This window comes from Microbacterium sp. BWR-S6Y, assembly GCF_041379845.1.
GTDB classification, from domain to species: Bacteria; Actinomycetota; Actinomycetes; order Actinomycetales; family Microbacteriaceae; genus Microbacterium; species Microbacterium hydrothermale.
In genome coordinates this window covers 313,096-320,827 of record NZ_JBFECV010000003.1, presented here as the reverse complement: position 1 = coordinate 320,827, position 7,732 = coordinate 313,096, and the positions used below count along the sequence as shown (strand labels likewise).

The 7,732-nt window shown below is 71.5% G+C and carries 7 protein-coding genes; 1 reads left to right on the top strand and 6 read right to left on the bottom strand.

From position 1 onward, the window contains the following. Nucleotides 1-63: 63 nt before the first annotated feature. Together AB1K56_RS08685 and AB1K56_RS08680 are read right to left on the bottom strand one after the other, a co-directional pair. Complete coding sequence (locus tag AB1K56_RS08685) at nucleotides 64-459, bottom strand: VOC family protein (RefSeq protein ID WP_371205319.1); 396 nt, start codon at nucleotides 457-459, stop codon at nucleotides 64-66. Nucleotides 460-462: 3 nt separating this feature from the next. Beyond that, the gene (locus AB1K56_RS08680) at nucleotides 463-2,046 is read right to left on the bottom strand and encodes a Rieske 2Fe-2S domain-containing protein (protein ID WP_371205318.1); all 1,584 of its coding nucleotides are present in this window, start codon (nucleotides 2,044-2,046) and stop codon (nucleotides 463-465) included. Between the two features lie 142 nt (nucleotides 2,047-2,188). On the opposite strand from AB1K56_RS08680, the gene AB1K56_RS08675 reads away from it, so the two are divergent. Then, on the top strand, nucleotides 2,189-2,584 hold the full coding sequence (locus tag AB1K56_RS08675) for a tautomerase family protein (RefSeq protein ID WP_295854338.1): 396 nt from the start codon (nucleotides 2,189-2,191) through the stop codon (nucleotides 2,582-2,584). A 22-nt stretch (nucleotides 2,585-2,606) separates the two neighbouring features. Here AB1K56_RS08675 and AB1K56_RS08670 read toward each other — a convergent pair whose 3' ends face one another. The 4 genes from AB1K56_RS08670 to nusB form a co-directional block, all read right to left on the bottom strand. Next, nucleotides 2,607-3,410 (bottom strand): retropepsin-like aspartic protease, encoded by an 804-nt coding sequence (locus tag AB1K56_RS08670; protein WP_371205317.1) that lies wholly within the window; start codon nucleotides 3,408-3,410, stop codon nucleotides 2,607-2,609. Nucleotides 3,411-3,501: 91 nt separating this feature from the next. Then, complete coding sequence (locus tag AB1K56_RS08665; protein WP_371205316.1) at nucleotides 3,502-4,047, bottom strand: hypothetical protein; 546 nt, start codon at nucleotides 4,045-4,047, stop codon at nucleotides 3,502-3,504. Nucleotides 4,048-4,111: 64 nt separating this feature from the next. After that, entirely contained in the window at nucleotides 4,112-7,072 is a 2,961-nt protein-coding gene (locus AB1K56_RS08660) for a DEAD/DEAH box helicase (protein ID WP_371205315.1), read from the bottom strand. A gap of 247 nt (nucleotides 7,073-7,319) precedes the next feature. Beyond that, the gene (nusB, locus tag AB1K56_RS08655) at nucleotides 7,320-7,730 is read right to left on the bottom strand and encodes a transcription antitermination factor NusB (RefSeq protein WP_136585681.1); all 411 of its coding nucleotides are present in this window, start codon (nucleotides 7,728-7,730) and stop codon (nucleotides 7,320-7,322) included. Between the last annotated feature and the right edge of the window lie 2 nt (nucleotides 7,731-7,732).

Genomic DNA, 7,732 nt, shown 5'->3' with positions numbered 1-7,732 from the left:
TCGTGATCGCCGCGGCATCCGCTGCGCGCACCACCGCGGGGTGGCCGGAACGCCCGAGCCGGGTCAGTCCGCCCCCGCGACGATCTCCGCCTTGAAGCCCGCGGAGTTCTCGAGCCACCCCGCGTAGTGCGACGGGCCGCCGGCGAACGGGTACCGATCCTGATACAGCGGGCGCCACCCGTGGGCGCTCGCCGCGGCCATCACGGCATCCACCTGCCCGCGAGAGCCGCCGAGGAAAGCGAGATGGTTCACGCCCGGAGCGCGGCGGTCGTGGTCGAGCCGCGAAAGGTTCGGCGAGGTCGTCAGCGTCAGGTACGGGCCGTCACCCGCGCTCCACGTCTCGCCGTCGACCCAGTGAGCGGTTCGCTCGAAACCGACCGCGGAGAGCATCCAGCCCCACTCGGACTGCGCCGCTGTCAGGTCGCCGACCCACACCTCGACGTGATGGAAGCCGGGCACGGGTCAGCCCGCGGCGACCTCAGCGGCGGCGCGCTCTCCGCTCGGGGTGGTGCGCACGCGCGACGACCGGATCGGGTGACCCGTCGTCGTCAGGCAGCGACCCGACTCCAGGTCCCATTTCCAGTCGTGGAGCGAGCAGGTCAGCACGCCGTCCTCGATCTTGCCGGTCTTGGTGAGGTCGGCGCGAAGGTGCGGACAGCGACGCTGCACGGTCCAGCTTTCGATCTCGGCATCCTCGGTCTGATCGCTCTGCTCGGCGTACCAGTTCTCGACGTACTCGATGCGGTCGCGCGAGAGGCACTTGAGGAACGTCGTGAGGAACTCGTTGAACTTGCCCGAGCGACCGACCTCGAACTGCATCGACAGGAAGATCGAGTTCGACCAGTCGATCTCGTGGTCGCGGATGTTCGTCGACACGAGATCGGCGGGGATCGTGTACCAGTAGATGCACTCCTCCCCCGCGTACTCGCGCAGCTTCGCCTTGGGGAAGTCCACGACCATGTCGAGCTCGCCGATGCGGAAGCGCACCATGCCGCCGACGCCGTTGCGGATCGTGCGGGCGCGGCGCAGCAGCGGCTCCCACCACTCCTTCAGCGCGGCGAGCATCTCGGCCGGGGGGATGACCTCGGCGCGGGTCGCCTCTTCGGCGCGGATCTCGTCCTGGCGGCTGTCGCGCTGCTCGGCGAGGTAGTTCCACTTGTCGCCGAAGACCCGCTCGATCTCGGCGTCGGTGTACAGCGTCTGCGTCACGGTGACGTCCGACCCCTGCACCTCGACCTCGGTGCCCGGGAGGAACAGGTAGCCCTTCTGATCGGGGCGCTGCTCCGCCATGTGCGCGAGGAACTCGCGCTGGTCGGTGAAGATCGAGTCGCCCTCGAGACCCGTGCCGTTGTACCGGAACAGCTCCTCGCGCAGGAACATCGGCGGACCGGCCATCGGGAAGACGTGCTCCGCGTCGACCTTGTCGATGTAGTACATCGCGCGCTTGTTCTGCGCGTCGCGCTTGAGCTGGGCGAAGTTCTGCTTGGCATCCTGGGGCAGGTCGTAGACCATGGGCCACCAGATCGCCCCGGACACCTGCGTGAAGTACGCGTCGGGCTTGCCGAAGGCGAACAGCTTCTCGAGATCGAGGGGGTGGGAGTCGTTCTGGTTGAGAACGGATGCCGTGCCGTCGTCGAGCGACAGCGACGAGTCGCCGATCGGCCCGTCGGAGGGGGCTCGCAGCGGAGTGACCATGAGCTTGAGGTCGCCGAACTGCAGGGGGACGCCCGCCTCGGTGCGGACGAGGTTCGTGTAGCCGAGGGCGATCAGATCCTGCTCGAGGTCGTCGGTCGGGTACTCGGGCAGCAGGACCTTGATGTCCTTCGACACGTACCGCTCGAGCAGCGCCGGGTCGAAGTGATCGCGGTGGCGGTGGGAGATGTAGAGGAAGTCCGCCTTGCCGAAGCGCTCCCAGTCGAGAGCACGGTTGTCGGGGAACGGGAACCACGAGCCGAAGAAGCTCGGACCGAGGACGGGGTCGCAGATGATGCTGCCGCCGCGCGTCTCGATGAACATTCCCGCGTGGCCGAGGCCGGTGATCTTCATGCCGCTCCTGTGTCGTTGGCGAACCAGACGAGTCTACGCGGGGCTCCGGCGAGAGGCCTGGGAGCGGCGGGGGTGTCCGCGTCAAGCCGCCCGCCCGCACCATCGGCGCGGGTAACGTGCGGACCCCCACGAAAGGATTGCCATGCCCCTGGTGATGATCGACACGATCCGCGGACGCTACGACGAGACCGAACTGCGCACGATCATGGATGCCGTGCAGGATGCCGTCGTCGAGGCGTTCGGCGTCCCCGAGACCGACCGCTACCAGATCCTCACGCAGCACGAGCCGTTCGAGCTCGTCGCTCTCGACACCGGTCTGGGGATCGAGCGCAGCGAGCGCCTCGTCATCGTGCGCCTTGCGTCGAAGCAGCGCACGCAGGACGCCAAGGTCCAGCTGTACCGGCTGCTGGCGGAGAACCTGAACGACCGCGTCGGAGTGGAGGGGAACGACCTCGTCGTCAGCATCACCGAGAACGGCGACGCCGACTGGTCGTTCGGGCACGGCACGGCGCAGTTCCTCACCGGCGAGCTGGGCTGACCCGGCGAGGCGCCGCGACCGTTCACGCGGATGCCGACGGGTAGCCCCACCAGCCTTCGGCGAGGTGCAGCGTCCAGTCCGCCCGGCGCAGCACCGGCATCCCCAGGATGACGTCCAGGGGCGGCTCGCCGGGGCGTCGCATCCCCGCGAGCGGAGTGACGACGGCCGTGCTCGGCGGGAAGGAGCGTCCGCCGATCGTCACCGCCGCCATGCGGACGAGGTCCACGCGACGGCTCGCCCCGCGGGCGTCTCCCGCGTCCGCCGTGCCGAGGGGGTCGAGCAGACGTGCGTTCCGGGCGGCGAACGTCTCGTCGATGACGGTGACCTCGGCCCCGGAGTCCCACAGCACGTCGGTCTCGACCTCGCCCCACGACGCGCGGACGAACGGGTGACCGTGGGCCGATCGCATGAGCGGATGCCGGTGGGCGACCGCCGCGTCGCCGTCGAGGGTCAGGGTGCCCCGCCCGAAGCGGATGTCCAGGCGGTGGCCCCCGAGCACGTCGAGGCCGACGATCGAGCGCGCCCGAGGATCGTCCTCGACGTCGAGCAGCAGGCCGCGCACGCGCAGGTCGCCGAGCGTCAACACCCCGACTTCGACCTGGCGGCTCGCGCCGCCCGGGGCGAACGCGCCGCCCCCACCCGGGCTGCTCCGCGCCACCGTGGACGAGGTCGGCGGAAGATCGACGGCGCGAAGACCGCTGGTCGCGCCGCCCGTATCCAGGACCAGGTGTCGCGCGGTCCCGTCGACGTCGATCAGGACCTGGACGCTCGCCGCGTCGGAGATCTCGGCATCCGGGATCACCTCGATCGCCACGGATGCCGTCATCGTCCCTCCCCGGGGATCATCGCGCCACGGTCCCGTTCGTCACGGGCGAGCGGAGGTGAGCCGTGAGCATACCCGCACCGGTCCGCGGTCGTCAGCCGACGATGTCGTCGACCGGCGGCAGGTCGGCGTACGCGTGAACGACGAACGGATCGGCCGGGTAGGCGTCGTTCCGGCCCTCGATCAAACGGCGCACGCCGACCGCGCCGATCGCGGCGACGGCGACGTGCACGTCCGCGGAGCGATCGACGCAGCACATGAGCGTCACCCCGCCGACGACCGCGGTCTCGGCCGGCGACGGTCGACCGTCGACGATCAAGGTCGAGGCCTGCCACCGGGAGTCATCGTCGGCGATCCTCAGGGTCTCGACGATGGGGGTCGACGGGGCGAAGACGCGGAACGCCGAGAGCAGCAGGGCTGCCGTGGCGCGGGCCTCCGTCACCTCGTTCCATCGGGCCGAGGTCACCAGCGCGGCGCCGCGCTCGGTCCGGGCGGCGAGCGTCACATCGGTGGCGGGCGCGGTCACCAGCCCATTCCATCCGCTCAGCCACCGCCGCACTCCCCCTTCGTCGAACACCGCCTCGTACAGGGCGAAGGTGGGCGGATGGTAGCCGGGCTCGGGCCCCTCGGTTCGCGTCATGACGTCGTCCGCCTCTCCCCTCCCGTCAACCGGTGACGGAGCTCCGACCCTATCCGGGTCCGTGTCACGGCCCCAGCAACTGCCGGATGTCGTCGGCATCCAGCGCGGACGCGAACGCCTCGCCGTCGTCGATCACCGCATCGAACAGCGCGGCCTTGCGGTGCTGCAGCTCCCGCACCTTCTCCTCCACCGTTCCGGCGGCGATCAGTCGGTAGACGAAGACGCTCCGGGTCTGTCCGATGCGGTGCGCCCGATCGATCGCCTGATTCTCGGCCGCGGGGTTCCACCACGGGTCGAGCACGAACACGTACTCCGCTTCGGTGAGGGTCAGGCCGAACCCGCCCGCCTTCAGGCTGATGAGGAAGACCGGGGCCTCTCCCCCACGGAACCCCTCGATCACCTCTCCCCGCCGGGACGTCGAACCGTCGAGGTGCGCGTACGCCAGGCCCGCGGCATCCAATCGTTCGGCAGCGAGATCGAGGAACGACGTGAACTGGCTGAACACCAGGGCGCGATGCCCCTCCGCCGCGACCTCGACGAGGCGCTCCAACAGTGCGTCGAGCTTCGCGGACCCCAGGTGTGCGTCGCGCTCGTCGACGAGCCCCGGGGCCAGCGCCAGCATGCGCAGCAGCGTGAGCGAGCGGAACACGATGAACCGCTGCCGGTCGAGGTCGTCGAGAAGCCCCAGCACTTTCTGCCGCTCGCGCTGCAGGACCCGGTCGTAGAGCTCCTGATGAGCGGGCCTGAGGGCGACGACGAGCTCCTGCTCCTGCTTGGGAGGTAGATCGGATGCCACGACATCCTTCGTGCGCCGCAGCAGGAACGGCCGCACCCGCCGGCGCAGGCGGTCGAGCATCTTCTCGCGGTGCGCGCTCGCCGCGGCCGCGGACAGGGCGGTCGGCGCGTCGGAGGGCACCTGCTCGATCGCGCGGGTGTAGTCCTCGCGGAACTGCCGGATGGAGGGGAACAGTCCCGGCGCCGTGAGCGACAGCAACGCCCACAGGTCGTCGAGTCCGTTCTCGAGCGGCGTGCCCGTCGCCGCGAACACCGCGTCGGTGCGCAGCGCCGCGATCGCCCGGTGGATGCGCGTCGCCGGGTTCTTCACGAACTGCGCCTCGTCGAGGACCACGCCCGCCCAGTGCGGCACCGCGAATTCCGCGGCATCCGTCCGCACCACCCCGTAGGGGGCGACCACGACGTCGGCTTCCGCGGCGACCTCGGCGATCGACGTCGTCCGACGCACCGCGGTGGCCTCGACCACCCGCACCCGCAGGTCGGGGACGAACCGGGCGGCTTCATCGCGCCACGTCGGCAGCACGGAGGTGGGGGCGACGACCAGCCACGGACGGGCGTCGCCGCGCGAGCGCGCGTGCGCGATGAGGGCGAGCAGCTGGAGCGTCTTGCCGAGCCCCATGTCATCGGCCAGGATGCCGCCGAGCCGGTGCGCGTGCAAGAGGGCGAGCCACGACAGGCCCTCGCGCTGGTACGGACGCAGATCCGCGAGGAATCCCGGCGGGGGCGCCACCTCGGGAACCTCGCCGACCTCGCGCAGCGCCCGGGCGAGACCGCGCCACTCGACGGCGGCCTCGGATTGGTCGGCGAGGTCTTCGAACTCCGCCCACAGGGCGAGGTGGGTGCGCGGCAGGCGCGGACCGGTCTCCCACTCGTCGAGGCTCGCCGCCTCGTCGAGCAGCTCGCGCAGCCTCTGCAGCGCCGGGTGGGCGAGCGAGAACCACGCGCCGTCCGACAGCTTGATGCGCGTGCGCCCCCGGGACAGGGCGGAGAACAGCGTCCCGAACGGGATCGTGCGCCCGTCGATGGTGATGATGATCCCGAGGTCGAACCAGTCGCGGTCGGCGGATTCGACGGCGGTGATGCGCAGTCGAGGATCGCCCCGCAGCTCGCGGAACGACGGAGCGGTTCCGCTCGTGCGCACGCGCACCTCGTCGAGCACGTCGAGCGCCGGAAGCACACGGGTGGCGAAGACCGCGGCATCGGCGTCGCGCAGGGTCGCGCGCGCCGCGACCGGCAGATCGGATGCCGCCGACCACGCCGTCTCGACGCGCTCGCCGATCTGCGCCTCGGCGCGCGTGTCGCGGTCGACTCCCCCGTGGCCGCCCGTGTCGTCGGCGTCGTACGCGAGGCGGAGTCCGCCCGGGTAGACCCAGGTCAGGGCGTAGTCCACGTCGTCGTCGGCGTAGGTCACGGCCACCTCGAGGGTGGGGCGGGCGGGCGGCGGAGCGGGGACTCCCGCCCCCACCGACAGCGGGGCGCGTCGAGCGAGGCGCGGGTACATCTCGGCGACGAACTCCGCCGCCTCCGTTGGGGGCACCTCGATCGGGGGCGCCCCCAGCAGCGACGGCAGGGGGTCGGGCAGGGCGACCGGAGCGAGCACGATCGGCACGGGATCGATCTCGATCGCGAACGCGAAGAGCCCTGCGTCGCCGAGGGCGCGTGCGTGGGCGGCATCCATCGGCTGCCCGTCGATCTCGAGGTCGGCCGAGACGCGCAGGGCTCCCCCGCCGACCGCGTCGAGGGCCACGCGCGCGATCGCGCCCTGCGCGAGACGCACGCGCTGCTGGGCGTTCATGGCGACAAGAGGGATGCCGAGCGCCTCGGCGGCCGCCAGGTGGGGCCACAGCAGGGGCGAGTCGACGGCGTCGAGGGCGACGGTGTCGCCGGACGGGGCGAAGGGGCCGCTCGTGCGCAGCGCCTGCGCGAGGGCGTGCAGCTCGGCGAACCACCGCACCTGTGCGGGCTCGAATCGGCCGGCGCTGCGACGGACCGTGTCCCAGGTGGCATCCGCGCGGATCCAGGCGTCGCGGGCGCCGCGCACGAGGGGACGGGCGACGAGCTGCAGGTCGTCCTGCCGTCGGGCGAGCAGGCGCGGCGTCACGGGGACGACCGCGCGGGCCTCCCATCGGGCGGGGTCGTACGCCTCGCGTTGTCGCAGCTCGATGCCGAGGGCGAGCGCGTCGAACGTCGGCGGCGGGGTGCCGGGGAGGAGGTCGCGCCACGAGGTCACGGCAGCATCCTGACCCGGGCCTCCGACATCGGCCGGTCCGCCGCGCACGCGGGGCCGCGCCCCGCACGGCGAGGAACGCCCTCCCTGCCGAGAAACGCGGCGACGTCGTGCTTCTCTACGCGGAGAGCGTTTCTCGCGCCGCCCTCTGGCCGCGAACGGCTCCCCCGGTGACGACATCCCGCCCGCGAACGCGGCGACGCGGCCGCCGGCCGAGAGCCGGGGCCGCGTCGCACGGGGTCGAGCGCCTTCAGGACGAGCGGGCGATGCGCGCGAGCACGCCGTGCACGAACGAACCGGAGTCGTCGGTCGAGAACTCCTTCGCCAGCTCCACGGCCTCGTCGATCGCGACGGCCGTGGGCACCTCGTCGTTGTAGAGGATCTCCCACGTGCCGATGCGCAGCAGGGCGCGGTCGACCGCGGGCATGCGCTGCAGCGACCAGTCCTTCGCGAAGGTGGTGATCTGCTCGTCGATCGCGTCGCGGTTGTCGATCACGCCGTCGACGATGTCACGGGCGTACAGCCACGAGGCTTGGCGGTCGGGCTCGGATGCCGCGCGCTTGGCCTCGGTGGCCAGCATGACGGGCAGGTCCTCGCCGCGCACGTCGGCCTGGAAGAGGATGTCGAGGGCGCGCTTGCGCGCCTTTGTACGAGCACTCATTC

Bases quoted from the DNA above. Each gene is read 5' to 3' on its own strand.
- AB1K56_RS08665 (WP_371205316.1), bottom strand. From the start codon at position 4,047: ATGACGCGAACCGAGGGGCCCGAGCCCGGCTACCATCCGCCCACCTTC.
- AB1K56_RS08670 (WP_371205317.1), bottom strand. From the start codon at position 3,410: ATGACGGCATCCGTGGCGATCGAGGTGATCCCGGATGCCGAGATCTCC.
- AB1K56_RS08675 (WP_295854338.1), top strand. From the start codon at position 2,189: ATGCCCCTGGTGATGATCGACACGATCCGCGGACGCTACGACGAGACC.
- nusB (WP_136585681.1), bottom strand. From the start codon at position 7,730: ATGAGTGCTCGTACAAAGGCGCGCAAGCGCGCCCTCGACATCCTCTTC.
- AB1K56_RS08680 (WP_371205318.1), bottom strand. From the start codon at position 2,046: ATGAAGATCACCGGCCTCGGCCACGCGGGAATGTTCATCGAGACGCGC.